The sequence below is a fragment of the Streptomyces sp. NPDC030814 genome, from assembly GCF_055572155.1.
This window is the reverse complement of the sequence record NZ_JBVIDX010000029.1, coordinates 18,102-43,097: the sequence shown is the minus strand read 5'-3', so window position 1 is coordinate 43,097 and position 24,996 is coordinate 18,102. Positions and strand designations below refer to the sequence as shown.

Here is a 24,996-nt window from a genome sequence, read left to right as displayed (position 1 = left end):
TCAACAACACTCGTGATCAAGACAGGTGTTGGATGCGAAGTGGTGACCAAGGGGTGGAGTGGGCCGGGGCACGGAGGTTACCCGGTGGACATGGCCAGGTTGTTGCATCTTCCAGGACGGAAAGCGCGTCGCGGCAGTGACGAGGAGCAGGCACCGGAGGTGCCGACGCCCGAGGAGGCCGGGCCCGGGCCCGAGGTCGAGCGTCGGGCCCCGGACGCGCCGACGAACCTGCCCAGGCGGGCTTGGAGCTCTGTACTCAAGGGAGCCCTGCGGGAGTTCAAGGACGACGAACTGACCGACCGCGCGGCGGCTCTGACGTACTACGGGGTGCTATCTCTCTTCCCGGCACTGCTGGTGCTGGTCTCCCTGCTCGGCCTCGCCGGGAAATCGGCCACCGATACCGTGCTGGACAACCTCAAGCAGCTCACGCCCGGCTCAGCGCGCGACATCATCACCGGGGCCGTGGAACAGCTCCAGGGCAATGCCGGTGCGGGGTCCGTCATGGCGATCGTGGGCCTGGCACTGGCGGTGTGGTCGGCCTCCGGCTACATCGCGGCGTTCATCCGGGCCGCCAACAGTGTCTACGACATGCCGGAGGGCCGCCCGGTGTGGAAGATCCTCCCCATCCGCATCGCGCTGACCGTGGTGCTGATGGTGCTCGCGGTGATCAGCGCCATGATCGTGGTCTTCACCGGCGGCCTGGCCCAGCAGGCCGGGCAGGCTCTGGGAATCGGGGACACCGCTCTGACGGTGTGGTCGGTCGCCAAGTGGCCCGTCCTGGTCCTCCTGGTCACCGCCATGATCGCGATCCTGTACTGGGCCAGTCCGAACGCCAAGGTCAAGGGATTCCGGTGGGTCACCCCGGGCAGCTTCCTCGCCCTGGTCATCTGGGTGATCGCCTCCGCCGGTTTCGCCTTCTACGTCGCGAACTTCGCCTCGTACAACAAGACATACGGCACGATGGCCGGTGTCATCGTCTTCCTGGTGTGGCTGTGGATCACTAACCTGGCCATCCTTCTGGGCCTGGAGTTCGACGCCGAGACCGTACGACAGCGGGCCATCGCGGGCGGCCTGCCGCAGGACAAGGAGCCCTACACCCAGCCCCGCGACACCCGCACGTGGGACGAAGAGGACGTACGCCGCCTGGATGACGCATGACCATCACACCAAGGCCAAGAGAGGCGAACCCCGGTGTCAGCGGCCTACTCCGCGGCACTTCGGGAAACGTGCAGGTCATGAGGTTGCTGATGGCGTTGCGCAAATCTGATCGAGTAGGAACGCAGCAGGCGGCCCGCCGCATCCCGCCCGGTGCCGGCAAGGTGCTCTCAGCAGTGGAGGAAAGCGCCGAGAGCACCAAGTTGTGGTGCGGCGGCGCCGCCGCAATGGCGTTGCTGTGCGGGTGGCGCGGCCGCAAGGCGGCGGCCGGCGGTATGGCCGCCCTGGTGGTCGCGCAGCTGATCTCGAACGGCCTGTGCAAGCAGATGGCCGACCGTCCCCGGCCGCCAAAGGAGTGGTTCCCTCACAACGAGGCCGACGACCGCCCCCAATCCTCCTCCTTCCCCTCGGGACATACCGCAGCCGCAGTCGCCTTCACCGCAGCCGTCGCACCCACCTGGCCGGCCGCCGGCGCAGCGTGCGCCGTTCCGGCCGCCATGGTCGCGGTCGAGCGTGTGCAAAGCGGCGCCCACTACCCCAGCGACGTAGCCGTTGGCGCCGCCATCGGCCTGGCCAGCGCCTGGCTCACCCGCCATGCTCCACATCTGGTCCTGCGCCATTGAACCTCCTAGGAGCTGTCCGGGCGATCACGCGTCCCGTTAGGGTGACTCGGCGGAGGGACGTGATGAGCGTTGTGGAGATGAGTCGCGCGGAGGCGGTCGCGCTCGTGCGGCGGATCATGGACGCTGACTACGCCTCAGACGACGAGGTGGACGGCTGGCTGCATAGTCTCGACAGAGCCCTGACATGCCCGTCCGGACATGTCAGCGGCTTGATCTTCTGGCCGCCGGAGCGGGAGCTGTCGGCTGATGAGGTGGTCGATCAGGCCCTGGCGTATCGGCCGATCCCTTTGTGAGGTCGTGACTCAACTCCGAAGCCAGATGAGCAGAGCTGCGGTGGTTGCGGTGCCGAGGAAGCCGTAGCCCCGCTTGTCATAGCGAGTGGCGACGGCCCGGGACTGCTTCAGCCTGTTGATCGCTCGCTCGACGGTGTTGCGCTTCTTGTACCGCTCCTCGTCGAAGCCGGGTGGCCGTCCGCCGCGTGAGCCTTTGCGCAGGCGGACGGCCTGGCTGTCGGTCTTCTCCGGAATCGTGTGCCAGCAGGCCCATGTTGGGGATGACGACCTGGTGCAGCGGCTGGAAGGCGCCCTCGAACTCGTTGGGCCGGACCTCGAAGCCCCAGGTGTCGGTGGCGATCGCGGCGATCTCGCTCGCGTGCAGCCAGCCGGCGGTGGTGAAGGACAGGCCGGGTGCGTCACCGCCCGCGTATTCGCCCCAGCCCTCACGGCGCACCCGGGCCAGCTGCCCGGTGCGCACGAGGACGATGTCACCCCGGCCGACGATGACGCCGTGTGCCTCGGCCGTGGCGGTCAGGTGCTCCTCGGTGATGGCGAAGCCGTCGGGCAGCTCTCCCCCACTCTCGGCTCCGCTCGAGCGGGAGGTGCCCCCACCGACGCCGACGACCCGTCCCACGTCGAGGAGGACGCCGCGCCCGGCGACGTGCGGGGCCATGTGCTCGATGCCGGTGACGAGGTCACCGTCGGCGGTGACGACCTTCTGCGCGTCGCGTCCGTTCCACGCCTTGCCGTGGTCGAAGACGTGGCCGAGTCCGTCCCACTGGGTGGAACACTGCAGCGGCATCGTGATGAGGTCGTCGGCGCCGCCGATGCCGTGCGGGGAGCCCTGGTTGTCGAGGGCGGCGTCGGTGCCGGTCATCAGCATGGTGTGGATGGGGTTGGTGCGCCTGCGCCATCCCTTCTGCGGGCCGTTCATGTCGAAGCGCTGTGAGAGAGAGAAACTCACCCCGCGTCGGCCCAGGGCCATACCCTCGCGGCGTTTCGCCTCGTCGAGGAAGTCGAGGGTGCCGAGAACGTCGTCCTCTCCCCAGCGTCCCCAATTCGAGTACGCCTTCGCGGCCTCGGCGATCGCGCCCTCGGGGTCGCGCCGGTCCAGGCTCATGCCGGTGTCTCCGCCCCACAACGGGTGCGCTGCACACCGAGCCCGGTGATGGAGCCCTCCATGACGTCGCCGCCCTGCAGCAGGCGTCCCCAGTGGATGCCGCTGCCGGCCGGACTGCCCGTGAGCACCAGGTCACCGGGTAGGAGCCGGGCAGCCTGGGAGATGTACGACACCAGCCGTGCGATGTCGAAGAGCATGTCCTTGGTGGACTCGTCCTGCATGGCGTCGCCGTTCAGCTCCAGCGTGACCCGCAGGTCACCGGGGTCCGCGATGGACTCGGCGGGGACGATCCAGGGGCCGAGCGGGGTGAAGCCGGGAGCGTTCTTGCTGCGCAGCCAGTCGGTGCCGATGCCGGGCATGTCCTGGCGGAAGACGGTGGCGCGGTCGGTGAGGTCGTTGGCGATCGTGTAACCGGCGACGTACTCCGGCGCCTCCTCCACGGAGACCCGGGTGGGTGGGCTTGGCGATCACGGCCGCCAGCTCCAGTTCCCAGTCCGGCTGTGCGGCCCATACGGGGAGTACCACGTCGTCGTACGGGCCGGTGATCGCGCTCGGCAGGCCGATGAACACGTACGGCAGGTCCTCGCGCGCCCGCCGGTCCATGACCTCCGCGAACCGTCCGCGCCTCCTCGACCGTGCGGGGGTCGTCGGGGGAGCGGTGGGCGACGGCCAGGTCGACCAAGTGCTGCCGGTAATTGGCGCCGGACTGGCACACTTGCCGTGGCTCCACCGGGGCATGTACCCGCAGGCCGTCCAGCGGCAGCCAGTCGTCGGCCGTGTCCGCGGCCAGAGTGCTCAGACGGGGCAGTACCTCATCCCAGCCCTCCAGCAGCGTGCGCACGGTGAGCTCCGGCGCGCCCAGAGCGGCACGCAGGTCAAGCACGCGGAGGCCCGGCAGGACCAGAGGGGAACGGATCCCGGCCTGGTGCGCTGACGGTGCCGAGGGCGAAGGGGCCGGGGAAGGTCGGTGAATCAACATCACGTTTCACGGATGTGTCCTCTCGGCGGCGGTGCGATTCATCTGGCCGCACGGCATCCGATTGGGGAAACCGATTCGCCGGATGCAGCTCATCGGCGGCACCGATGAGCTTCTTGTCTCGTCTCTCGTCCTGCGGCGGGTGACCAGCCCTCGGGAGCGCCATGCATCTGGCCAGCCTTGACCTGAATCTCCTTCGGGCTCAGCCAGCCGGCGATGAGCGGCGCCCTGGCGCGACTGCGCCGGCATTTTTTTCGACGACGAGCTCCTCTTCAGGACCGGCAACAGCTACGAGCTGACCGCCCTCGGGCAGGCGTTGCTGGACCGGACGGCCAGGGCCTGCGACATGGCGGAACGGGTCTTCAGCAGCCAGGCCGAGTTCGACCCGGTCGTGGACCGCCACGAGTTCAAGATCATCATTTCGGACTACGCGGTGACGGTCTTCGGCACCGAACTGACCCGCACCATTCACCGCGGAGGCGCCCGGGGTCCGGCTCCATTTCGAGCTGACTCCCGCCACGGTCACCGAGGAGACGGCCGCGCTGCTGAGCACCACCGACGGGATGCTGCTGCCGCACGGCTTCATCAGCGGTACCCGGCGGTCGAGGTCTTCCAGGACCGCTGGGTCTTCGTGGTCTCACAGGACAATGCGGAGGTGGGCGACGAGCTCACGCCGGACGACCTGAGCCGGCTGCCCTGGGTGACGTACCGGCGGCTGTACGACACACCGTCCACGCGGCAGCTGAGCATGCTCGGCATCGAGCCCCGCTCGGAGGTCTCCGCCGACACCTTCCAGGCACTGTGCTTCCTCGTCGCCGGAACCGGGAGAATCGCTCTCGTCCCGGCCAGGCTCGCCGAGCGGCTGCGGGACGCCGCAGGCATTCGGATCATGGAGCCGCCGTACGGCACGATGCCCCTCCACGAAGCTCTCTGGTGGCACCCCGTCCACACCCACGACGCGGCGCACACGTGGCTTCGCGAGACCATCGCGCGGGTCGCGAAACGGATGGCAGAGCGCTCACAGGAGGGGTGACCGGGCTTTCCCTCAGGGCGCCGACGGCCTTGGCTGGCCTTCCTCACCTGCGAAAACGCGGAGTTGCAGGGCGAGCGTGGAGTAGTAGCCCACCAGAGTCGTCAGCTCGAACAGGCCGCGCTCACCGATGGCCGACACCGCCGCGTTGTACTCGTCGTCGCCCAGGCTGCCAGAGCTCAGGAGCGAGGCCGTGGTGCGCAGCGCGATTGTCTCGTCGGGATCGGTGAGGGCCGGCAGCGCACCGCAGCGCAGGGAGCAGAGTTCCTCCTCGGTCAGACCGCAGGCACGCCCCACGGCCTCGTGCGCCTCTCGTTCGAATGCGCTGCCCCAGTGGGCGGCGACGAGGAGCACGGCCATCTCCCGGACGCGGTCGCTGAGAGAGGACCGAAAGCGCACCGCCGCACCCACGGTCTGCAGAGCGGCGCCGACCGGAGGGCTGAGAAGCATCGCGTTGAACGGTCCCCGAAGCCGTCCTTCGCTGTCGGTGAGGGCGAAGAGCTGGGGATCGGCGGCGCGTGGGCCTCCGGAGATGGCCTGGTAGACCGCGGCCTGTTCCTCGGTCAGATCGCCGGGGAGAAACCCGGCCAGGCGGGCGACCATCGTGGCTCCCTTCGTTCGACGACGGGGAACCATAGCCCGCTGTGGCGCGCGCCTCCCGCAGCGATTCCGTCAGCCCTCGCGGCGCAGGGCGGCCGGCGTCGTGCCGAGTTGGGCGCGGATCACTCGTGTCAGGTGCTCCTGGTGGGAGAAGCCGCATGCCGCCGCCACCTGCGCGATGGGCATGGAACCCGCGCGCAGCAGGCGGGCGGCCTGCTCCACGCGCAGGCGCACGAGGTACCGGTGGGGAGGGCACCCGACGCGGGCCTTGAAACGCCGGGCGAACTGGCTGAGGCCGAGGCCCGTGGCCGAGGCGAGGTCCTCCAGCGACAGCGGCTCGGAAAGCCGGGCGTCGATGAGTTCCCGAACGGCTGCGAACTGCCGGTCGGTGAGCCCCACTTGCCGCCCCGCCCGCTCGCCGACCCTCCCCCAGCCTCCGGCCGGGGGTGCCCCCAGCCGCACGCTGTGGCGACGGGCCAGCTGGGCCGCGGTCATGAGCGCGAGCTGATCCGCGTAGGTGCTGGCACTGGGCTCCCAACGCCGTACGACACCGTCGAGGGCCAGAACCAGCTGCTCCAGGAGCGGATCCGTGGTGCCGAACTCCTCCTCCAGCCGTACCGGCCGGCCACCGTCTGCGGTCGCTTGGAGGGCCGCGTCCGACAGGTAGACATGCACGGTGTTCAGGTAGCCGCCGAGTTCCACGTCCAGCTCCGTCTCGGCCGGATGCAGGAACAGACCGCCGGGCGGCACCTGCCGCACGGCCGTCAACCCGCGGCGTCCCCTGCGGACGGTGACGGGCCCGTCCAGATGCAGGATCACCAGGTGGCTGCCGGCTCCCTGAAAGGCATCCCGGTACGGCAGCTCCCGCTGCGTTGACACATACAGCCTCTCCCAGCCGAGACCCGCACTCGTGCGGACGGGACGCACCCCTGGCCGAACCAGTATTCCGTGGGTGTCACCGAGTCCCATCTCGCTCATGTGGCCCTCCTTCGCGGCACAGTCTTGCTGCCTTCCGTACGGGCGGGCAAGCACGGACCAGGCGGCGGCCGACGCCGTTTCTGTGCAAAGCGATGCCGAGATTGTGCAGGAACGCCGGTGCACGGCCTCGAATACTGCGACAGACCCCCTGACCCCCACAGCACGGAGAGCAGCTTCATGAGGAGTTTTGTGCACACGGCCAGCCCGAGCCGGGTGGTCTTCGGCGCGGGAACGCTCCCGCAGGTCCGCGATGAGGCCGAACGGCTCGGCGGGTCCCGGGTACTGCTCCTCTCCGACGGATCACCGGTCCTGCGCAAGGACACCGAACGGCTCCGTGAAGTCCTGGGCGACCTGGTGGTGGCCGAGTTCGATGGCGCGGCCATGCACACCCCCGTCGAAGTGACCGAACAGGCCCTGGTCCTCCTGCGCGACCAGCGGGTGGACTGCCTCGTGGCCATCGGCGGCGGCTCGACGACCGGCCTTGCGAAGGCGCTGGCGGTCCGCACGGACCTGCCCCAGATCATCGTGCCGACCACCTATGCCGGTTCCGAGGTCACCCCCGTGCTCGGCGAGACGGTGGACGGCCGCAAGGTCACCCGGTCCTCACCCGCGATCCTGCCGGACACGGTCGTATACGACGTCGAGCTCACCCTCGGTCTCCCCGTCGCCATGTCGGTGACCAGTGGCATCAACGCGCTGGCCCACGCCGTGGAAGCCCTCTACTCGCCGGACGCCGATCCCGTCACCGACGCCATGGCCCTGGAAGCGGTCGCCGCCATCGGCCGAGCCCTCCCCGCCCTCCACGACAATCCCTCGGATGTGGCGGCACGGGCGGAGCTGCTGCAGGCGGCATGGCTGTCCGGCAGCTGCCTCGGCGCCGTCGGCATGGGACTGCACCACAAGCTCTGTCACACGCTGGGCGGCACCTTCGGCCTGCCGCACGCCGAGACCCACACCGTGATCCTCCCGCATGCCATGGCGTACAACGCGCCCGCCGCTGAACAGACGATGGAACGCATCGCGCGTGCCCTGGGCGTGACCGACGCCCCCACCGGCGTCTTCGACCTGATCCGCCGGGTCGGCGGCCCGACGTCGCTGCGGGATCTCGGCATGGCCGAGGCCGACCTGGACCGCGCGGCGGAACTGGCCACCGCACAGCCGTATCCGAACCCGCGCGAACTGACACAGGTCGGCCTCGCCGACCTGTTGCGGGACGCCTGGCATGGCCACCGCCCGCAGGCGGCGGCCGGGTCCGTTCCCGACCTGGGCGCGCTGACCGACGAGGTCGTGGCCAGCTTCGACGGCTGCACGAACCCGCGTCTCAGGCAACTGCTGACGGATCTCGCCCGCACCCTGCATGCCTACACGATCCGCAACGACCTGACCCCACAGGAGTGGCAGCGGGCCATCGACTTCCTCACCGAGGCCGGCCACATCACCACCGACACGCGGCAGGAGTTCATCCTCCTCTCCGACACCCTCGGTGTGTCCAGCGTCGTCGATGCCCTCGCCAACTCCCGTACGCCCGATACCACTTCCTCCGCGATCCTCGGACCCTTCTATGTCGCCGGGCCGCCCGCCGCCGAACACGGCAGCGACATCGCAGGAGACTTCACGGGCACGCCGATGTGGGCGGACATCACGGTGACCGACCAGGAGGGGAAACCGGTCGCCGGTTCCGTCGTGGACGTCTGGCAGTCCAACGAGGACGGCTTCTACGACGTACAACTCCCCGATCTGGACGGGCCGGTGCTGCGCGCCCGGTTCACCACCGGCGCCGACGGGCGGTTCACGTTCTGGTCGATCCTGCCGTCCGAGTACCCGATCCCGGACGACGGTCCGGTCGGCAAGATGCTCTCCGCCGTGGGCCGCCACCCCTACCGAGCACCGCACGTGCACTTCCTGATCAACGCCCCCGGACACCAGCCGCTGATCACCCAGCTGTTCGTCCGGGGTGGGGCCTACCTCGACGGAGCCCCGGGCCGGCGCGACGCGGTCTTCGGCGTCAAGGACGACCTGGTCACGGACTTCGTCCGGCGCACCGGCCCCACGCCCGACGGCCGGCCTGTCGACGGCGAGTGGCGCCGACTCGACTTCACCTTCCGCATCGCGCGTCTCGGGCTTTGAGTGCCCCATTCCCCTACGGATTTCCACAGAGCTTCATGGAGACAGCATGACCACGCCTGAAAGCTACGACACCGACGTCCTCGTCATCGGCAGCGGACCCGCCGGCGGAACCGCCGCCCTGCTGCTGGCCACCTACGGTGTGCGCACCCACCTGGTCACCAAATACGGGTGGCTCGCCGACACCCCGCGCGCCCACATCACCAACCAGCGCGCCATGGAGGTCTTCCGCGACCTCGGGATCGAGCAAGAGGCGCTGGAGAAGGGCACACCGAGCCATCTGATGGGCGACACCGTCTTCGCCACCTCACTCCTCGGCGACGAGATCGGCCGCATCCGCACCTGGGGCACCGGTGACGAGAGCCTGACCGAGTACGCGTCCCAGAGTCCCTGCGGGATGATCGACCTCCCGCAGACCTACCTGGAGCCCATCCTCCTGGCCAACGCCGCCAAGCGCGGCGCCGTGGTCCGGCTGAACACGGAACTCGTCGACTTCGAGCAGGACGCGGACGGCGTGACCGCCACCCTGCGCGACCGGCCCAGCGGAAACGAGCACACTGTCCGCGCCCGCTACATGATCGGCGCCGACGGCGGCCGCAGCATCGTCGCGGAGAAGCTGGGGCTGCCGATGGAGGGGCAGATGGGCAAGGCCGGCAGCATGAACATCGTCTTCAGGGCCGACCTCGGGCAGTACGTCGAACACCGTCCCAGCGTCCTGTACTGGATCATGCGCCCGGGCGCCGACGTCGGAGGCATCGGCATGGGCCTGCTGCGCATGGTCCGGCCCTGGAACGAGTGGCTCATCGTCTGGGGCTACGACATCGACAACCCCCCGCCCGCGCTCACCGACGAAGCCGCGGCGGCGATCGTCCGCGACCTCGTGGGTGACGACGAACTCGACGTGCAGATCGACAGCGCCTCCCTGTGGACCGTCAACCACGCCTACGCCACCCGGCTGCACGCCGGCCGCGTCTTCTGTGCCGGGGACGCCGTCCACCGGCACCCGCCGTCCAACGGCCTCGGCTCCAACACCTCCGTCCAGGACTCCTACAACCTGGCGTGGAAGCTGGCGGCCGTCCTCAAGGGGCACGCCGGGCCCGAGCTGCTGGACACCTACTCCGACGAACGAGCCCCGGTCGCGAAGCAGATCGTCGAACGCGCGAACCTCTCCCGGGACCAGTTCCTGCCGCTCTTCGAGGCTCTCGGCGTAGTGGGTGGGGACGAGGAAGGCATCTCCAAGGCGCTGCACGCGGCTCGGCAGCCGGACGCCGACGGGGCCAAGAAGCGGCGGGCCATCCGCGAGGCGATCGAGTTGAAGCACTACGAGTTCAACGCCCACGGCGTCGAACACAACCAGCGTTACAAGTCGGCCGCCGTCATCCCCGACGGCACCGTCGAAACGATCTCCCGCGACGACGAACTCTTCGCACGCCCGACCTCCCGCCCCGGCGCGAAGCTGCCGCACGCCTGGCTCGTGGACGACAAGGGCGGGCGCATCTCGACGCTCGACCTGGTCGGCAGGGGCAAGTTTTCCATCGTCACCGGCCTGGCCGGAGCCCTGTGGGCCGACGCCGCCGACACCCTGGCCCGGGAACTCGGTCTCGACCTGTGCGCTGTCGTCATCGACCGCGACGCACAGGACGCGTACGGCGAGTACAGCCGCCGCGCGGAGATCGACGAGGAGGGTGTGCTGCTTGTCCGCCCCGACGGGTACGTGGCCTGGCGCCGGCCGGGCGGCGCCGCCGACATCACCGAGGCGACCCGTCTGCTGCGGGAGGCGCTGACCCTGGTGCTCTGCCGACCCGCATGACGCGTTGCACCACGCTGCATGGCGCGGAGATCGGGCTGTTGTCGGTGCCGACCAGGGTGGTCCGCGCGCCGTCGACCTCGGCCTCCACGGTCACCCGCCGCTGGGCGGTGTACTGGTCTGGGCCGGCGGCATGCACCAGACAATGGGCTCGGCCGAGTCGGGCCGCGAACTCGGCGACGCCGACGGGATATGGCGTCGCCATTGCCCACCCCTGGTCCGGGGAACGGTGCGGCCCCGGAGCCGGCAGCGGTCGAGCGTGCACCAGCACGTGGCACACGGGCCGCCCTCACGCCTGAGGCGCCCAGCGTGCAGCGGCGGAGCGCATCGGCTGGCACGGCGGCCGAAGCGCTCGCCAGGGTCGGCCAGTAGCCGGCCACGCACAGCCCCGCCCGTCAGTGCCCGGCGGTCGGTGACAGTCAGGGCATCAATGGCTGGGACGCAGTCCGGACAGGGGGACGGCAACGAGCCGCCGCGGCCGGCGGCCTGCGATGACAGGCGCCGGCCGCGGCGAGCGCGTGCAGGCAGTATCCCGTCAGCTCGTCCAACCCGACATCATCGCGGACTTCGCCTGCCTGAACTCCCTCGGCCGGCAAGTCCCGGATGAAGTGGCGCAGATGCTGCTCGGCATGTACCACGTGACCACCCTGGTGCAGGACGGCAGCAAGCTCTCCTCCGTGAGAGTGCCGCTGTTGCTGGATGAACGCATAGCGTTCCAGCACGGCCGCCAGCCGCCCGCCCGCGGTGCCGGGGCGGTCGCGGAGTTCGGCAAGCTCTGCGAGATGTCCGGTGATCGCACTTGTACGCATGAGCCGATGAACGTGCGGTATTACGCGGCGTAGCCCTTCGTGGCTCGTCAACAGCCTGGCGGCTGTTCATCCGCGCACGCCACCGCATCACGACCCTCCTCCGCTCGCCGAACGGCGGGCGCCGACCACGGCAGAGCAGACGACGCGGGAGGCAGGCCGGCTCGGTGTGCTGCTGTGCTGCTGCCTGGACCTGCGCCAGCCGCTCAGCCCGGCAACATCTCGGCGACGAACCTGCGCCTTCGGGATACCGGCTGGCACGCCGCGAATATCGGGGCCTCGCCCTTCGCGTATGACGTACGGGCGGCCGCGATCGCGGCTGAAGGAAGAGGGGAACCCGCAAGGTGACGATGCTGGATCTGGGAGTTGTCGGCCCGGCGCAGAGCGACTGTCTGTAATCACTTCACCGGTCGCAACGGACAACGGCCCGACTCGGTACCGGAGTCGATTCAGGGCATGAGCGCGCAGGAGCGCCTGGACTGCTTCCTGGGAGAGAAGCTGTTCAGAGCGTACGCGCCGTTCGTCGCGGCCACCCCCTGTATCTGCTTCTCCGAAAGCCCGCCCGACCACCTCAAGTACCTCATCGGCATCGGCCGGTTCTCCCCCTGGGGAATCGTCACCCACCGCTCAGGGCGCGAGGCCGCTTACCGGGGGATGCGCTTCCACATCGTCGCCCGCTACGTGCTCGTCAGCGACGCTGTAGTGGACCTGGGTTCGGAGTGGGGCTCGTACGAGTAACGTCGCAGTTCATTCCCGGGTGGCCGTACTCCTTCGTCGCTGTACTCGAGATGGGAGCCACGTCCTGGACGCCGTCCGCGTCGGCCAGGCCGACGATGCCACCGCCGTCACTGCCGTCACCGCAGACCGGATTCTGACGGGCATCTGAAGTTGTAAGTGATATGCGAAGTTGAAGTTGAAAGATACGCGAAGTTGAAAGAGATACAGCAAGAACTTCCCGTTTGCTGGCATCTACTCCCGGTGTGAGCATATTGAGGAGGTTTGAGCACGCTGTGGGGGGCCAGGCAGGGAGTACCCATGGCCGACGCACCGCACGACAGCCAGGACACAGCCCACGTGGACACCGTGGTAGTCGGCTCGGGCTTCGGCGGGGCGGTCACCGCGTACCGCCTCGCCGAGGCCGGACACTCGGTCATGGTGCTGGAAAGGGGCAAGCCGTACCCGCCGGGTGGCTTCCCCCGCAGTCCCGCCGACATGGCCCGCAACTTCTGGGACCCGAGCAACGGCCTGCACGGCATGTTCGACCTCTGGTCCTTCCGCGGCCTGGAAGGCGTCGTCTCCAGTGGCCTGGGCGGCGGATCCCTCATCTACGCCAACGTCCTGCTGCGCAAGGACGAACGGTGGTTCGTGCACGAGTCGCCGCTGCCCGGCGGCGGTTACGAGAACTGGCCGATCGGCCGCGCCGACCTCGACCCGCACTACGACCGGGTGGAGCGCATGCTCGGCGCCACGACGTACCCGTACCAGGACACCCCGAAGACACTCGCCCTGCACCAGGCGGCCCGTCGGCTCGACCTGCCCGTGTTCCGGCCGCCCCTCGCCGTCTCCTTCGCGCCCCGGCCCGGCGCGCCGCCCGTGCCGGGCGCGCAGATCACCGATCCCGACTACGGCAATCTGCACGGCCTGCCCCGCAGCACCTGCCGGCTGTGCGGTGAGTGCGACGTCGGCTGCAACTACGGCGCGAAGAACACCCTGGACCACACGTACCTGTCGGCGGCCCAGCACCACGGCGCCGACGTGCGCACCCGATGCGAGGTGCGGGGCTTCGCACCCCGCCCCGGCGGTGGCTACGACGTCTCGTACGTCGTCCACGATCCCGCCCGCGAAGGCCACCGCACCGCCACCGACCGGCTGCCCCTGCACCGCATCCGTTGCCGCCGACTGGTGCTGGCGGCCGGCACCTTCGGCTCGACCTATCTGCTGCTGCGCAACCGCGCTGCGCTGCCCGGCCTCAGCGGCGCGCTGGGCACCCGGTTCAGTGGCAACGGCGACCTGCTCGCCATGATGCTGCGCGCCACGGCCGACGCCGACGGGGACCGGCCCCTGCGGCTGGACGGCAACAGAGGACCGGTCATCACGAGTGCCGTGCGCGGCGGCGATGCACTCGACGAGGACGGCTCGGCGGGGCGCGGCTTCTACATCGAGGACGCCGGATACCCGGACTTCGTCGCGTGGCTCGCCGAGTTCGCCCAGATGCCGGGCGGTGCCCGCCGCCTCCTCGGGTTCGGGCTGCACCGGCTGCTGACCCGCCTCGGTGTGGATCCGGCGGGCCGCGTCGGCGGGCAGCTCGCGTTGCTGCTCGGGCCCGCCATGCTCTCCGCGACCTCCCTGCCCCTGCTGGGCATGGGGCGCGACGTGCCGGACGGCCGGATGCGGCTGCGCCGCGGCGTACTCGACGTCGACTGGACGACGCGCACCTCACGCGCGTACTTCGAACGGGTCCGTTCGACCATGCGGGACATCGCGGGCGCGCTGGGCGGCGACTTCCTCGACAACCCGCTGTGGTGGTGGGGCAATCGCGTGATCACCGTGCACCCGCTCGGCGGTTCCCCCATGGGTCGCCATCCGGGGGAGGGCGTGTGCGACGACCTCGGCGAGGTCTTCGGCTACCCGGGCCTGCACGTGCTGGACGGCGCGCTGCTGCCGGGCGCGGTGGGCGCGAACCCCTCCCTGACGATCGCCGCCGTCGCGGACCGGGCCTGCGACCGGATCCTGGACGGGGAATCGGCGCCGCACGCGGCCGCCAGGGCGTCGGCGGCACGGACGGCACTTGAGGAACCGGCGGCCGACGGGTCCGCGCACGGCACTCCGCTCGAAGCCGCGACGCCGGACCCCACGATGCCGGGCGCCCACGCCTCGCCCGCGAAAGCAGCCTCGCCCACCGGACCCGCCTCGCCCACCGGACCCGCCTCGCCCACCGGACCCGCCTCGCCCACCGGACCCGCCTCGCCCACCGAGCCACCCACCAGCCTCAGCTTCACCGAGGAGATGAAGGGGCACATCGCCCTCGATGTCGACGCCCCCGAGCAGGGGCACGCGCTCGGACGCTCGCTCGGACAGCGGCTGAGCTTCCGGCTCACCATCACCGCCGCCGACATCGACCGCTTCGTCGCCGAGCCGACTCACGCGGCGGACGCCGTCGGCCACGTCGACTGCGACGTCCTCGGCGGGCGACTGGAGGTGGAGCGCGGCTGGTTCAACCTCTTCGTCCAGGACGGCGAGGTGGGCCGACGGCGCATGCGGTACCTGCTCCACCTGCGCACCCAGGAGGGCACCCCGCTCACCCTCACCGGGCACAAGGACGTCCACGACGACCCCGGCGCCGACGTCTGGCCCGACACCTCCACCCTCCACGTCCGCCTGCTCGCCGGGCACACCCACGCCGACCACGACACCACCGCGCCCGCCATCGGTGCCGGGATCGTCATCATCCGGCTCGGTGACTTCGTCCAGCAGCTGACCACCTTCCGCACCACCGGCCCGCATCCGGCGCGGGCGATGGAACTCTTCGGCAAGCTGTTCCTGGGCGAACTGTGGGCCGTCTACGGCCGGCGCCTGGCGCGCGCCGTACCTGCGAAAGACAGGCCATGAACCTCAAGCAGCTGCGCGCGCACGCCAAGGAGCTCGACTTCACCCCGTGCGAGCCGGTGCGCTGGCTGGACCCGACCTGCCTCGTGCGGACCGGCGTCAAGGTCGCACTGGCAGACGTATTCGCCGCCTACGCCGACAAGCGGGAGATCCAGGGCACCCTCAGGGCCGCGCCCCTGCGGGCCCCGCTCGGGGACCCCGATCCGCGCGAGCTGTGGATCGACTACGTCGCCGACCTCGGTGACGGCTTCGAGCCCACTGCGTCGGTGGCCTCGGCTCTCGCCGCCGACGCTCTCACCGTCAACCGCGAGCGGCTGCCGCGCGGCGCACTGCTCGTGCTCGGCGGGGACGAGGTCTACCCGGTGGCCTCGGTGGCGGCCTACCGCGACGGCATGACCGGCCCCTACGCCTCCGCCCTGCCGTCCACCGACGGCGTCCCGCCGCTGATGCTGGCCCTGCCGGGCAACCACGACTGGTACGACGGCCTCACCGCGTTCCTGCGGACCTTCACCCTCCAACAGCCCGTCGGTGGCTGGCAGACCCGGCAGACCCGCAGCTACTTCGCCGTACGGCTGCCGTGCAAGTGGTGGCTGGTCGGCCTCGACAGCCAGCTCGGCGCGTATCTGGACGACCCCCAGATGCGCTACTTCCAGAACCATCTGTCGGCCCGGCTGCAACCGGGCGACGGAGTGATCGTCTGCTGCGCCGAACCCACCTGGGTCAAGTGTGCCGACGACGCCGACGCCTTCGACACGCTGCACTGGTTCGACCGCACCGTGGTCCGTACCCGCACCGACCAGCGCACCGGCGAGCAGGTGCCCACCGGCGCCTCGATCCGGCTGTGGCTGACCGGCGACAAGCACCACTACGCCCGCTACGCCGAGCGCCTGCCCACGGATCCGCCCGAGTGCGCCTACCCGCCGCCCGACCCCCGGCGCCGGCAGATGGTGACGTGTGGTCTCGGCGGCGCCTTCCTGTCGTCGACCCACACCCTGCCCCGCGACCTGTCGCTGCCGCCCTCGGGGACCCTGCTGCGGGAGAAGGACGACCCCCCGGTGACCTTCACGCGCGCCGACGAGAGCACCTACCCCCGGGTGCCGGACTCCCGCCGGCTCGCCCGCCGGATCGCGACGCCGTGGTCCCCGTACTGGCTGCCCCGGCGCAACCCCGGCTTCTGCCGGCTCACCGCGGCCCTGCACACCGCCGCCTTCGTTGTTCTCGGCTTCCTGTTCGCGGTGGCGCGCGAAGGGTTCCAGCCCGTCGACGCGGTACGGCAGGGGAGCGCCGCGGACCTGGGCCTGTTCACCGCGGTGACCGGCGGGGTCCTGGTGGTGTTGTGGGGTCTGTCGCGCCGGACCTGGAGCCCACGCCCGGCCAGACCCCGGGCCGCCGACGCCGTACTCCTTCAGGCCGTGGTGGCGCTGGGGACCCTCGCCGTCACCGTCGCGCTGCCGTTTCCCGCCGACTGGCCCGGCTGGGGGGTGCTGCTGGTCTGTCTCGCGGTCGCCGCGATGCTGGGCGCGGTGGCCGGCTCGCAGGCCTTCGCCCTGTGGGTGCTGTCGGCACGTGGCGGCGCCGTCGCCGACTGGCAGATGTCCGGACAGGCCGTCGAGGACCACAAGGGCTTCCTACGTCTGCACATCGAGCCGAACGGCGACCTCACCCTGCACGCCCTGGTGCTCGACGGGATCTGCCATCGGTGGAACCTGACCGACGCACCGGACGGCCGCAAACGTGCGGTGCCCGCCGATCCCCTCACCGTACGGCTGATCGAGGACCCCGTCGTGATCACCCGGGAGGCGAAACACCATGACCGCACGCCCCGAACCGAATCCGCGAGGCCACGGGAGTCCCGGCCCCCGGACCGGGACCGGCTCCATCCGGCGCACGCGCACGCGCCCCACGACCCGCCGTGACCACATCACCGAGGTGCGGCCCTTCACCGCCCGCGACGGCCGGCCGCTGACCGTCGTCCATGTGCAGGGCCGGCATCCGCCGACCCGCGGCCCGGTGCTGGTCGCGCACGGCGCGGGCGTACGGGCCGAACTCTTCCGGCCGCCGCTGCCCAGGACCTTCGTCGACGCCCTCATCGACGTCGGCTGGGACGTGTGGCTGCTCAACTGGCGGGCCTCCATCGACCTGGACCCGATGCCCTGGAACCTCGACCAGGCCGCCGCCCACGACCATCCGGCCGCCGTCGAGCACGTCCTCGCCGCCACCGGCGCGGACCGGCTCAAGGCGGTCGTGCACTGCCAGGGCTCGACGTCGTTCGTGATGGCCGCCGCGGCCGGGCTGCTGCCCCAGGTGGACACCGTGGTCAGCAACGCCGTCTCGCTGCATCCCGTCGTGCCCGCCGTGTCCCGGTTCAAGATCAGCAAGGTGGCACCGGTCGTCGGCCGCGTCCTGCCACACCTCTCACCGGCCTGGGGCGACCGGCCCGAGGGCCTTGCGGCCCGCTGCGTCGCCGGCTTCGTCCGCGCCACCCACCGGGAGTGCCGCAACGGCGTCTGCCGCATGGTCAGCTTCACTTATGGCTCCGGACGGCCGGCCCTGTGGTCCCACGCGAACCTCGACGAGCCCACCCACGACTGGATCCGCGGCGAGTTCGCCGAGGTCCCCATGACCTTCTTCGCGCAGATGGACGCATGTGTGCGGGCCGGCCATCTCGTGGCCACCGGCGAGGTCGAGGGTCTGCCGCTGTCCTTCACCGACCGGGCACCGCAGACCGACGCCCGCTTCGCGCTGTTCGCCGGCGAGGACAACCGCTGCTTCCTCGCCGAGAGTCAGCGCCGCACCTTCGACTTCCTGCACCGCCACCGCCCAGGCCGCGACAGCATGCACATCCTGCCCGGATACGGCCACCTGGACGTCTTCCTGGGCCGCCGAGCGGCGGCCGACACCTATCCGCTGATCCTGGAGGAGCTGGCGCGATGAATCCCGCACTGGGCCTGGCTCGGATGGTCATGTCTGCGACACGGTCACCGGTCCCGGGCCGGCAGCGACGACTTGCCGGACGGCACGCCCTCGTCGACGGCATCCCGTTCGTGCTGCCGGTGGATTCCACCGACACGCCCGCGCTGATGGCCGCGTTCCCCGTCGACCGCGCGGCGGCTGCCCGGCTGCTGCCCGGCGGCGAACTGCACCCGCTCGCGATCCCCGGCGGCCGCGGCCTTCTCGTCGTCACCGTCGTCGACTACGCCCGCACCGACATCGGCCGCTACATCGAGTTCTCCGTCGGCATCGCCTGCACCCACGGACCCCGGCCCGCGCCGCCGCTGCTGCCTGGGCTGCTGCGCGGCAGCTTCGGCACCGGCCAGTACGTCGTGGACCTTCCGGTGAGCAGCGAGATCTCGGTCAAGGGCGGCAAGGGCATTTGGGGCATGCCGAAACACCGGGCCAGCCTCGACTTCAAGGTGGGCGACCGGGCCGTCTCGAGCCAGTACGAGGACGACGGCCGGCTGGCCATGCTCATCGAGATCGAACGCCCGCCCGAGACGCGGCTACCGCTGCGGGTGGCCGCGGTCAACTACTGCGCTTTCCGGGGCATGCTGATGAAATCGTCCATCTACTTCGAGGGCGCCGCCGACATCGCCCTGGGCAGGCGGGCCCGCGCCCGTCTCGTCCTCGGCGACGCCCCCGCAGCAGCCGCACTGCTCGGCCTCCAGATCGCCGAACAGCCGCTGTTCACCAGCTTCCTGCCGTCGACCCGGGGCATCCTCGACGACCACTTCGAATGCTGGTTCCTCACGAGTGAGGAGGCCGGGCGGACGTTCGGCGAACCACTCCAGAGCATCGTCGGTCTGGGCCTGTCGGAGGAGTGGCCCGCACCACCGCGGATCGACGTGGGAGCCCGGCCGTGAACACCTTGCTGCTGGTGAACGCGCTGTACTTCCTCTTCGGCGCGACGATGTACATGGGCACCATGTGGGTGCTGCGTCTCTTCCTGTATCCCACCTGGCGTGCGCTGACCCCGGAGAATGTCAACGTGCACTTCGGCGTGCCCACGACGCTGGCCACCCGGTTCTTCACGGTCGTCGTACCGCTGATGTTCATCTCCGGCATCGTGCTGGTGTGGAGCGAGTGGGGCAGCTGGTACGTCGTGCTGGCGGCCGTCTGCCTGGTCGGTATCACGCTGCTCACCTGGGTCGGACAGGGGATCATCATCCCGGTCAACAAGCGGATCCGGGGCGGCCAGTTCGACGGCCAGGCCGGGCTCACCCCGCTGCTGGTGCGGTGGATGCGGCTCAACGACATCCGGTTCGTCGGTGCCACGGTGACCTGGGCGGCGATCGTCTGGTACGTCGCGGCCAAGGGGGATCTGTGGGGTGCCCTCTCATGACCCTGCTTCCGGCCCGGGTGACCGGTGACCCGCTCCGGCTGGTCCTGCTGGCCATCGCCGCGGTCACGGTGGTGACCGGGGCGTGCCAGATGGTGGCCCCCGGCCTCGTGCTGGAGCTGCTCTCCACCGATTCGGCCGGCTCATCGTCCCTGAGCCGGCATCTCTTCGCGACCGTCGGAATGTTCATGATCGTCATCGGTGGGCTGCTCGCCCAGCAGTTGCTGTCCCCCGGGGCGCCGTCCTTCCCACTGCTGTGGGTGGGGCTGCAGAAGTTCGGCGCGTTCGCCCTGGTGACGGCAGGGGTGGCGCGGGACCTGTTCACCGGCCTGGCACTGCTCGTGGCGCTGTTCGACCTGGCCACGGCGGGGCTGTGCTGGCTGCTGTGGCGCCGGCCGCCCCGCCCGGCCGAGTCCCCCGTCGCCGCGGACGCCGGTACGGCAGGGCCCGAGATCCGGTGAGGCGGTGATCGACGATGAGACGGTCGCTGGTCCTGGCGGGCGGCGGACTGCGGGTGGCCTGGCAGACCGGCGTAGTCCGGGCACTCGACGAGTACGGCACGGAGTTCGACCACGTCGACGGCACCTCCGGCGGCATCCTCACCACGGGCATGCTGCTGTCCGGCCAGGACCCGGCGGAGATGGGCCGACGCTGGTCCGACCTGCGGGTCCGTGACGTCAACTCGCCGCGGCCGCTGACGGACTACCTGCGCGGACCCTGGGCGCTGCCCGCCCTCGGCGACGCGGACGGGGCGATCCACCGCGTCTTCCCCGCGCTCGGCATCGACCCGGAGGCCATCCGCTCCTCGCCGCTGCCCGGCACCTTCAACCTGGTCGACTTCGCCACCAAGACCTGCGTCGCCGTGCCGCACACCGAGGTCGACGCGGACCTGCTGGCCGCGGGCATCTCGCTGCCGCTGTTCATGCCACCGCTGCACCGCGACGAGCACATCTGGACCGACGCCGTATGGGTCCAGGACGCCAATGTGGGGGAGGCCCTGCGCCGCGGCGCCGACGAGGTCTGGCTGGCCTGGTGCATCGGAAACACGCCGTACTGGGGCGACGGACCGCTGGAACAGTACGTCCACATGATCGAGATGTCCGCGAACGGGGCGCTGTTCGCCGAACTGGCCACCGCGTCCCGGCCGTTCACCCTGCACGTGGTCAAACCGGAGTACCCGCTGCCCCTGGACCCCGAGTTCCTCGCAGGGCACGTCACCGCCGACACCCTGATGGAGATGGGCTACCGCGACGCCTGGCACTACCTCGACGGTGCCGACCCGCAGGGCGTGCCGAAGGACTCCGGCTGTACGGCGATGCGGGTCCCCCCGCGCGGAGTGCGGTACCGGGAGCGCCTGCACGGCGAACTCGACGGCGCCGACCTCGTGCTGGACGTCGCCGTCGACCTGACGCTGCCCGACGACGACGCCCCGCCACCCGGAGCCCGGCTGGTCGGACACATCGACCACGATCCGTGGGGCGGCCGGGTGCTGCTTGCCGACGGTCGCGTGGAGGCGGACGGCAGCGCGCTCACCTACACGGCCCGGGTGCACCTGGCGGGCCGGTGGCACGAGGTCCGGGCCCGCCGCGCACCGGCCGACGCGCGGGTACCGGCCCTGTGGTCCCAGACCCGACCCGTGCCCTTCCGGATCGCCGACGGCAAGGACGTCCCACTCGAACTGGGCCTGCGCGACGCGGCACACGCACTGGCCTCCCTGGCCCCCTTCGGCACACACGGCATCCGCGACCGCGCCGACATCATCACCGAACTGGCCGGCACCCCACTCCGCAGCACGGTGACGACCGCGCCGGGCAGGCCCGCTCGGCGGCCGGAAGCCCGAGGCGGGCCTTGGCGAGGAGGCCGTCGATGAGGCGGGGCGGTACGGCATTTCGCACCGCGCCGGGTCCCCACCTGCGCGGTGAACTGATCGAGACCGCGTCCGGTGAGCTCCGCCGGCGATCTCCTCAGGTGCGGCCACACATCTCCGACCGGGGCGAGCTCACGTGTGTGCGGAAGCAGTTGGCAGAAGACCAAGTGATGATCGGACGTCGATCAGCTCCTGCGCGGTGTGACCCTCGGGCGGAATTGCACGTCTTACGTTCGAGACCGCATCCCGGCGGCCCCCAACGGAAGGTTCTTCGATGGACAGTCAGATTGTGAAGGTGAAGATTCACCCCGCCATCGGGGTCGCCCGGGTCGGCAACAGTGTCGAAGCACCCTTCATCGGCCCGGAATCACCGGACCAGAAACCAGCGGACCCCGGCTCCTACAAGGACGGTTCCGGGGCGCTCCGCAGGCAGGCCGCACGGTTCCGTGTGTACGGCTACAACGCCGCGGGGGAGGTGGTGAGGGAGCTGAAGCCGGGCGCCGAGGGTGTCTCCGAGATCGAGTGGACGGTGCATCTGGCCAACAAGAAGGCCGCCTGGTACCAGTTCCATCTGGCGCTGGACATACCCGAGGGCAAGACGCTCGCGGCGGAGCAATACGCTCTGCGCAACGCCGACGTCGTGGGCGCCGAGAGGAAGAAGCTGGTCAACGACCCCGGAAGCCGCACCGTCCGCGGCTCGAAGACCGAGACGCAGAAGTTCGACTCCGGCAAGATCATGGGCAAGGCGGTGTACCTCGGCGAGATCTCCACCCGTTCCGACGGCCGCCTGGTGGTGCTCGGTGGCCGGGGAAACTCCGCCTCCTACAAGAACCAGCCGATCACCGGGGTCGCCAACAACAACACCTGGTACGACGACGTGTCCGACGGCCCGGTGACGGCGAAGGTCCGTATCGACGGCAAGGATCTGACCGCCACCCCGGCCTGGGTCGTGGTGGGGCCTCCGCACTACGCCCCCGGCGTGAAGTCCATACGTACCCTCCACGACCTGCTCTTCGACGTCTTCGTCCAGGCCGGTTCGCTGACCCGCCCGGAGAAGATCTCGTTCACCGATCACATCGAGCCGATCCTCCGCCGGTTCTGCGATCTGCAGTGGGTCAACCAGGGATTCGCGGCACAGTTCGGCTGGAACGGCCCCCACTTCTTCCTCTCGCCCGCCATGCGGAAGAGGCTCGCCGATCCGTCCGACCGGAACCGGGAACTGCGCCGCCAGACGTACGCCGCCCTGCGCGACTACGACCGGGACGGAATGTCCCCGCTGCCGTGGCCGTGGATCTACGGCGACGCCATGGCCAGCAAGCCCAAGTCCGTGCGTCAGCACCTGGTGCTGACGCCGACCCAGGACTGGATGCTGCAGCGCTGGGCGGACGGGGCTTTCCGGGCCGGATCCCTGTGGCAGCCGCGCCCCACGGTCGACGACGCCCCTGTCGGCGAGCAGCCGGGGCTGTTGGACCGGGCGGCCCTGGAGAACTGCGCTGCCGACGCGTTCCACCCGGGGTGCGAGGTCACCTGGCCGATCAGGCACCCGAGCATGTTCAGTGAACCCTTCCGCATCCGGCACCGCGCCACCGGCACCGCGGAACCAGACTACGGGCCCACCCTCACCCCGCAGGAGGCGCTCGCCGCCAATGGCCCCCTGCACGCACAGGGGCCCGGAGACCTCACTCGCTGGATGGCCGCCCCCTGGCAGGCGGACACCGCGAGCTGCCGCTCCGGCTATGAGGTGCTGGCCAACCTGGGGCCCCGGTACAGCCCTTACCTGCCGACCTTCTGGCCTGCCCAGGTACCCAACCATGTCCTCAAACTGGAGGACTTCGAGAAGGTCAACAGGCCGCCGGCCGGGAGCGACGACAGCGCCCGGGAAGAGGCGTTCGAGCGGCGGGCGACCTGGCTGCGCGGCCTCAGCGGCACCATGAACCAGCAGCGCACGCAGATGATCAAGGACTGGCCCAAGCTCGGCATCGTGGAGGTGCGCGACTACACAGTGGGCGACGGGAAGTTCCCGGAACGGATCCTGGTGGAGTCGCGCCCGGGACAACCGCTCGATCAGGCACCGGACACGGCGAACCTCGTCAACCTGCACGTGCCCGACGCGGGTCCGCACGTGTTGTCCGCGGCGGCGGGCATCCGGCCCGAGGGAAGGCTTTCCCCCGAAACCGCCGAGGCCGAGTCCGCGGCACGGGTGATCGGCGAGGCCGCCCGGGCCACCGGCTTCCGCGAGGAGGAGATCACCGCCGGATATCTCGAGATCCTCGACCCCTTCCGCGACGCGCGGTGAGCGCCGCACTCGCTCCCGGCACGGACACCTACGACGTCGTGGTGGCGGGCGGCGGCCCGGCCGGCTGCGCCGCCGCGCTCGTGCTCGCCCGTGCCGGCCGTACGGTTCTGCTGGCGGACGCCGGCACCGGGCCGCCCAAGGTCGGCGAGACGCTCGTGCCCGCCGGGCGGGTCCTGCTCGGCGACCTCGGCGTCGCCGACCGTGTTCTCGACTCCGGGCATCTGCCCTGCTACGGCAGCCTCTCGGCGTGGGGTTCGGCCGACCTGCACGCCGTGGACTTCATCAACGACCCGCACGGCCATGGCTGGCACCTCGACCGGCGGTTGTTCGACCGGCGTCTGCGCGACGCCTCGCGCGCGGCGGGGGCCGAGGTCGCCGAGGGCTCGGCCGTACGCGACATCGCGCGGACGCCGGACGGCGGCTGGACCCTGGTCCTGCGCGGCGGCACCGGCCCTGCCGGTACCCGGTCCGGTGGCGAGCGTACGGTGCGCTGCCGCTGGGTGATCGACGCCACCGGCCGCGCCGCCGCGATCGCCGTCCGGTGCGGTGCCCGGCGGCGGGTCGGGGACCGGCTCACAGCTCTGTACGTGCCCCTGGAGGCGGACCCACTGGACACCGACCGCCGTTTTCTCGTCGAGTCCGACGACGACGGTTGGTGGTACACCGCCCCGCAGCCCTCCGGTGGGCGACTGGTCGCCTACTTCACCGACGCCGACCTGCCCGCCGCTTCCCACACCGCCCGCCACTTCCGCCGGCGGATGACGGCCACCCGCCACGTGTCGCGATGGGCCCACCGGGACGGACCCCCGCCCACGTCACCTGCCGCGCCCCGCCGGGCCGCCGCGCACACAGCGCACCTGGACACGGTGTACGGAGACGGCTGGACCGCCGCCGGGGACGCGGCGGTCGCGTTCGACCCGCTCTCCTCCCAGGGCGTGCTGACCGCTCTCTACACCGGGCTGGGCGCGGGCCTGGCCGTCGACGCCCGCCTGGGCCGCGCCCCCCACGGCGCGGACTCGGCCCTGGCCGCATACGCGGACAAGGTCGCGGCCGCACGGAGCGCGTATCTGCGCGGCCACCGTGTCATCCACGCCCAGGAGGCCCGCTGGACCGACCGTTCCTTCTGGGCGCGGCGCCTGGCCGGCCTCCCCGATTCGTCCTGGCGGCCGCAGGAAGGGCCCAGCACGTCATGAACACGCAACGCCCCCGAGTCGTCGCCGAGGTCGGCTGGACCGTGCCGCAGCGACGGCACTCGGCTGGACGGCGTCTTCCGGCCGAGCCGACCGAGCGCGGCACCCCGGGTGTCGTCGGTGTGCCGCGCTGGGTCGCCGCCGTTGAGGCGCTGGTGGCCGCCGTCCCGGAGTGGCTCCGTGGGCCTGACCCGCCCGCCCGATGTG

Annotated in this window: 19 protein-coding genes and 2 pseudogenes; 17 read left to right on the top strand and 4 right to left on the bottom strand. The window is 70.7% G+C overall.

The genetic code is table 11. The features are described from left to right. Window positions 1-90: 90 nt before the first annotated feature. From ACZ43N_RS36805 to ACZ43N_RS36795, 3 genes are all read left to right on the top strand, one after another. Window positions 91-1,158, top strand: coding sequence for a YihY/virulence factor BrkB family protein (locus ACZ43N_RS36805; protein ID WP_468103440.1), 1,068 nt, complete (start codon window positions 91-93; stop codon window positions 1,156-1,158). A gap of 77 nt (window positions 1,159-1,235) precedes the next feature. Next, a complete protein-coding gene (locus ACZ43N_RS36800; protein ID WP_468103439.1) occupies window positions 1,236-1,778 on the top strand; it encodes a phosphatase PAP2 family protein in 543 nt (180 codons plus the stop codon). Between the two features lie 62 nt (window positions 1,779-1,840). Further along, complete coding sequence (locus ACZ43N_RS36795) at window positions 1,841-2,071, top strand: e9imm peptide (protein WP_468103438.1); 231 nt, start codon at window positions 1,841-1,843, stop codon at window positions 2,069-2,071. A 76-nt stretch (window positions 2,072-2,147) separates the two neighbouring features. On the opposite strand, the gene ACZ43N_RS36790 is transcribed toward ACZ43N_RS36795, so the two are convergent. Together ACZ43N_RS36790 and ACZ43N_RS36785 are read right to left on the bottom strand one after the other, a co-directional pair. Then, entirely contained in the window at window positions 2,148-3,173 is a 1,026-nt protein-coding gene (locus ACZ43N_RS36790) for a cyclase family protein (RefSeq protein WP_468103436.1), read from the bottom strand. Beyond that, window positions 3,170-4,162: pseudogene (locus ACZ43N_RS36785) on the bottom strand (fumarylacetoacetate hydrolase family protein). The gene ACZ43N_RS36790 and the pseudogene ACZ43N_RS36785 overlap by 4 nt, the downstream one beginning before the upstream one ends. 185 nt (window positions 4,163-4,347) lie before the next feature. Between ACZ43N_RS36785 and ACZ43N_RS36780 the strand changes: the two are divergent. Beyond that, window positions 4,348-5,182, top strand: a pseudogene (locus tag ACZ43N_RS36780) (LysR family transcriptional regulator); the annotation flags it as partial. Between the two features lie 12 nt (window positions 5,183-5,194). On the opposite strand, the gene ACZ43N_RS36775 reads toward ACZ43N_RS36780, so the two are convergent. Then, the gene (locus ACZ43N_RS36775; RefSeq protein WP_468103434.1) at window positions 5,195-5,782 is read right to left on the bottom strand and encodes a carboxymuconolactone decarboxylase family protein; all 588 of its coding nucleotides are present in this window, start codon (window positions 5,780-5,782) and stop codon (window positions 5,195-5,197) included. Between the two features lie 69 nt (window positions 5,783-5,851). Beyond that, window positions 5,852-6,757, bottom strand: a complete 906-nt coding sequence (locus ACZ43N_RS36770; RefSeq protein ID WP_468103432.1) for a helix-turn-helix domain-containing protein — start codon at window positions 6,755-6,757, stop codon at window positions 5,852-5,854. Window positions 6,758-6,934: 177 nt separating this feature from the next. Here ACZ43N_RS36770 and ACZ43N_RS36765 point away from each other — a divergent pair, with 177 nt between their 5' ends. The 13 genes from ACZ43N_RS36765 (at window position 6,935) to ACZ43N_RS36705 (ending at window position 24,792) form a co-directional block, all read left to right on the top strand. Further along, window positions 6,935-8,884, top strand: coding sequence for a maleylacetate reductase and hydroxyquinol 1,2-dioxygenase domain-containing protein (locus ACZ43N_RS36765; RefSeq protein ID WP_468103430.1), 1,950 nt, complete (start codon window positions 6,935-6,937; stop codon window positions 8,882-8,884). A 46-nt stretch (window positions 8,885-8,930) separates the two neighbouring features. Next, window positions 8,931-10,691 (top strand): FAD-dependent oxidoreductase, encoded by a 1,761-nt coding sequence (locus ACZ43N_RS36760; RefSeq protein WP_468103428.1) that lies wholly within the window; start codon window positions 8,931-8,933, stop codon window positions 10,689-10,691. A 515-nt stretch (window positions 10,692-11,206) separates the two neighbouring features. Next, window positions 11,207-11,530 carry a hypothetical protein gene (locus tag ACZ43N_RS36755; RefSeq protein WP_468103426.1) on the top strand — a complete coding sequence of 108 codons (324 nt, stop codon included), beginning with the start codon at window positions 11,207-11,209 and terminating at the stop codon, window positions 11,528-11,530. 420 nt (window positions 11,531-11,950) lie between these two features. Next, window positions 11,951-12,232 (top strand): hypothetical protein, encoded by a 282-nt coding sequence (locus ACZ43N_RS36750; RefSeq protein WP_468103424.1) that lies wholly within the window; start codon window positions 11,951-11,953, stop codon window positions 12,230-12,232. A 297-nt stretch (window positions 12,233-12,529) separates the two neighbouring features. Next, window positions 12,530-15,103: a GMC oxidoreductase gene (locus ACZ43N_RS36745; RefSeq protein ID WP_468103422.1), complete on the top strand. Its 2,574-nt coding sequence runs from the start codon at window positions 12,530-12,532 to the stop codon at window positions 15,101-15,103. Beyond that, window positions 15,100-17,016: a hypothetical protein gene (locus ACZ43N_RS36740; protein WP_468103420.1), complete on the top strand. Its 1,917-nt coding sequence runs from the start codon at window positions 15,100-15,102 to the stop codon at window positions 17,014-17,016. Before ACZ43N_RS36745 ends, ACZ43N_RS36740 begins: the two co-directional genes overlap by 4 nt. 13 nt (window positions 17,017-17,029) lie before the next feature. Next, window positions 17,030-18,034, top strand: a complete 1,005-nt coding sequence (locus ACZ43N_RS36735) for an alpha/beta hydrolase family protein (protein WP_468103419.1) — start codon at window positions 17,030-17,032, stop codon at window positions 18,032-18,034. Then, window positions 18,031-18,960, top strand: a complete 930-nt coding sequence (locus tag ACZ43N_RS36730; RefSeq protein WP_468103418.1) for an acetoacetate decarboxylase family protein — start codon at window positions 18,031-18,033, stop codon at window positions 18,958-18,960. The genes ACZ43N_RS36735 and ACZ43N_RS36730 overlap by 4 nt, the downstream gene beginning before the upstream one ends. After that, window positions 18,957-19,439 (top strand): hypothetical protein, encoded by a 483-nt coding sequence (locus tag ACZ43N_RS36725; protein ID WP_468103417.1) that lies wholly within the window; start codon window positions 18,957-18,959, stop codon window positions 19,437-19,439. Before ACZ43N_RS36730 ends, ACZ43N_RS36725 begins: the two co-directional genes overlap by 4 nt. Then, window positions 19,436-19,897 carry a hypothetical protein gene (locus ACZ43N_RS36720; protein ID WP_468103415.1) on the top strand — a complete coding sequence of 154 codons (462 nt, stop codon included), beginning with the start codon at window positions 19,436-19,438 and terminating at the stop codon, window positions 19,895-19,897. Before ACZ43N_RS36725 ends, ACZ43N_RS36720 begins: the two co-directional genes overlap by 4 nt. A 14-nt stretch (window positions 19,898-19,911) precedes the next feature. Further along, window positions 19,912-21,306 (top strand): patatin-like phospholipase family protein, encoded by a 1,395-nt coding sequence (locus ACZ43N_RS36715; protein ID WP_468103413.1) that lies wholly within the window; start codon window positions 19,912-19,914, stop codon window positions 21,304-21,306. Between the two features lie 271 nt (window positions 21,307-21,577). Beyond that, window positions 21,578-23,599: a LodA/GoxA family CTQ-dependent oxidase gene (locus ACZ43N_RS36710; RefSeq protein WP_468103411.1), complete on the top strand. Its 2,022-nt coding sequence runs from the start codon at window positions 21,578-21,580 to the stop codon at window positions 23,597-23,599. Further along, complete coding sequence (locus ACZ43N_RS36705) at window positions 23,596-24,792, top strand: NAD(P)/FAD-dependent oxidoreductase (RefSeq protein WP_468103410.1); 1,197 nt, start codon at window positions 23,596-23,598, stop codon at window positions 24,790-24,792. Before ACZ43N_RS36710 ends, ACZ43N_RS36705 begins: the two co-directional genes overlap by 4 nt. The last annotated feature ends 204 nt before the right edge of the window (window positions 24,793-24,996 follow it).

Excerpts from the sequence above, each read along its gene's own strand:
- ACZ43N_RS36790 (WP_468103436.1), bottom strand. The coding sequence starts at position 3,173 with ATGAGCCTGGACCGGCGCGACCCCGAGGGCGCGATCGCCGAGGCCGCG.
- ACZ43N_RS36765 (WP_468103430.1), top strand. The coding sequence starts at position 6,935 with ATGAGGAGTTTTGTGCACACGGCCAGCCCGAGCCGGGTGGTCTTCGGC.
- ACZ43N_RS36710 (WP_468103411.1), top strand. The coding sequence starts at position 21,578 with ATGGACAGTCAGATTGTGAAGGTGAAGATTCACCCCGCCATCGGGGTC.
- ACZ43N_RS36805 (WP_468103440.1), top strand. The coding sequence starts at position 91 with ATGGCCAGGTTGTTGCATCTTCCAGGACGGAAAGCGCGTCGCGGCAGT.
- ACZ43N_RS36795 (WP_468103438.1), top strand. The coding sequence starts at position 1,841 with ATGAGCGTTGTGGAGATGAGTCGCGCGGAGGCGGTCGCGCTCGTGCGG.
- ACZ43N_RS36770 (WP_468103432.1), bottom strand. The coding sequence starts at position 6,757 with ATGAGCGAGATGGGACTCGGTGACACCCACGGAATACTGGTTCGGCCA.
- ACZ43N_RS36730 (WP_468103418.1), top strand. The coding sequence starts at position 18,031 with ATGAATCCCGCACTGGGCCTGGCTCGGATGGTCATGTCTGCGACACGG.
- ACZ43N_RS36775 (WP_468103434.1), bottom strand. The coding sequence starts at position 5,782 with ATGGTCGCCCGCCTGGCCGGGTTTCTCCCCGGCGATCTGACCGAGGAA.
- ACZ43N_RS36750 (WP_468103424.1), top strand. The coding sequence starts at position 11,951 with ATGAGCGCGCAGGAGCGCCTGGACTGCTTCCTGGGAGAGAAGCTGTTC.
- ACZ43N_RS36760 (WP_468103428.1), top strand. The coding sequence starts at position 8,931 with ATGACCACGCCTGAAAGCTACGACACCGACGTCCTCGTCATCGGCAGC.
- ACZ43N_RS36715 (WP_468103413.1), top strand. The coding sequence starts at position 19,912 with ATGAGACGGTCGCTGGTCCTGGCGGGCGGCGGACTGCGGGTGGCCTGG.
- ACZ43N_RS36720 (WP_468103415.1), top strand. The coding sequence starts at position 19,436 with ATGACCCTGCTTCCGGCCCGGGTGACCGGTGACCCGCTCCGGCTGGTC.
- ACZ43N_RS36745 (WP_468103422.1), top strand. The coding sequence starts at position 12,530 with ATGGCCGACGCACCGCACGACAGCCAGGACACAGCCCACGTGGACACC.
- ACZ43N_RS36740 (WP_468103420.1), top strand. The coding sequence starts at position 15,100 with ATGAACCTCAAGCAGCTGCGCGCGCACGCCAAGGAGCTCGACTTCACC.
- ACZ43N_RS36800 (WP_468103439.1), top strand. The coding sequence starts at position 1,236 with ATGAGGTTGCTGATGGCGTTGCGCAAATCTGATCGAGTAGGAACGCAG.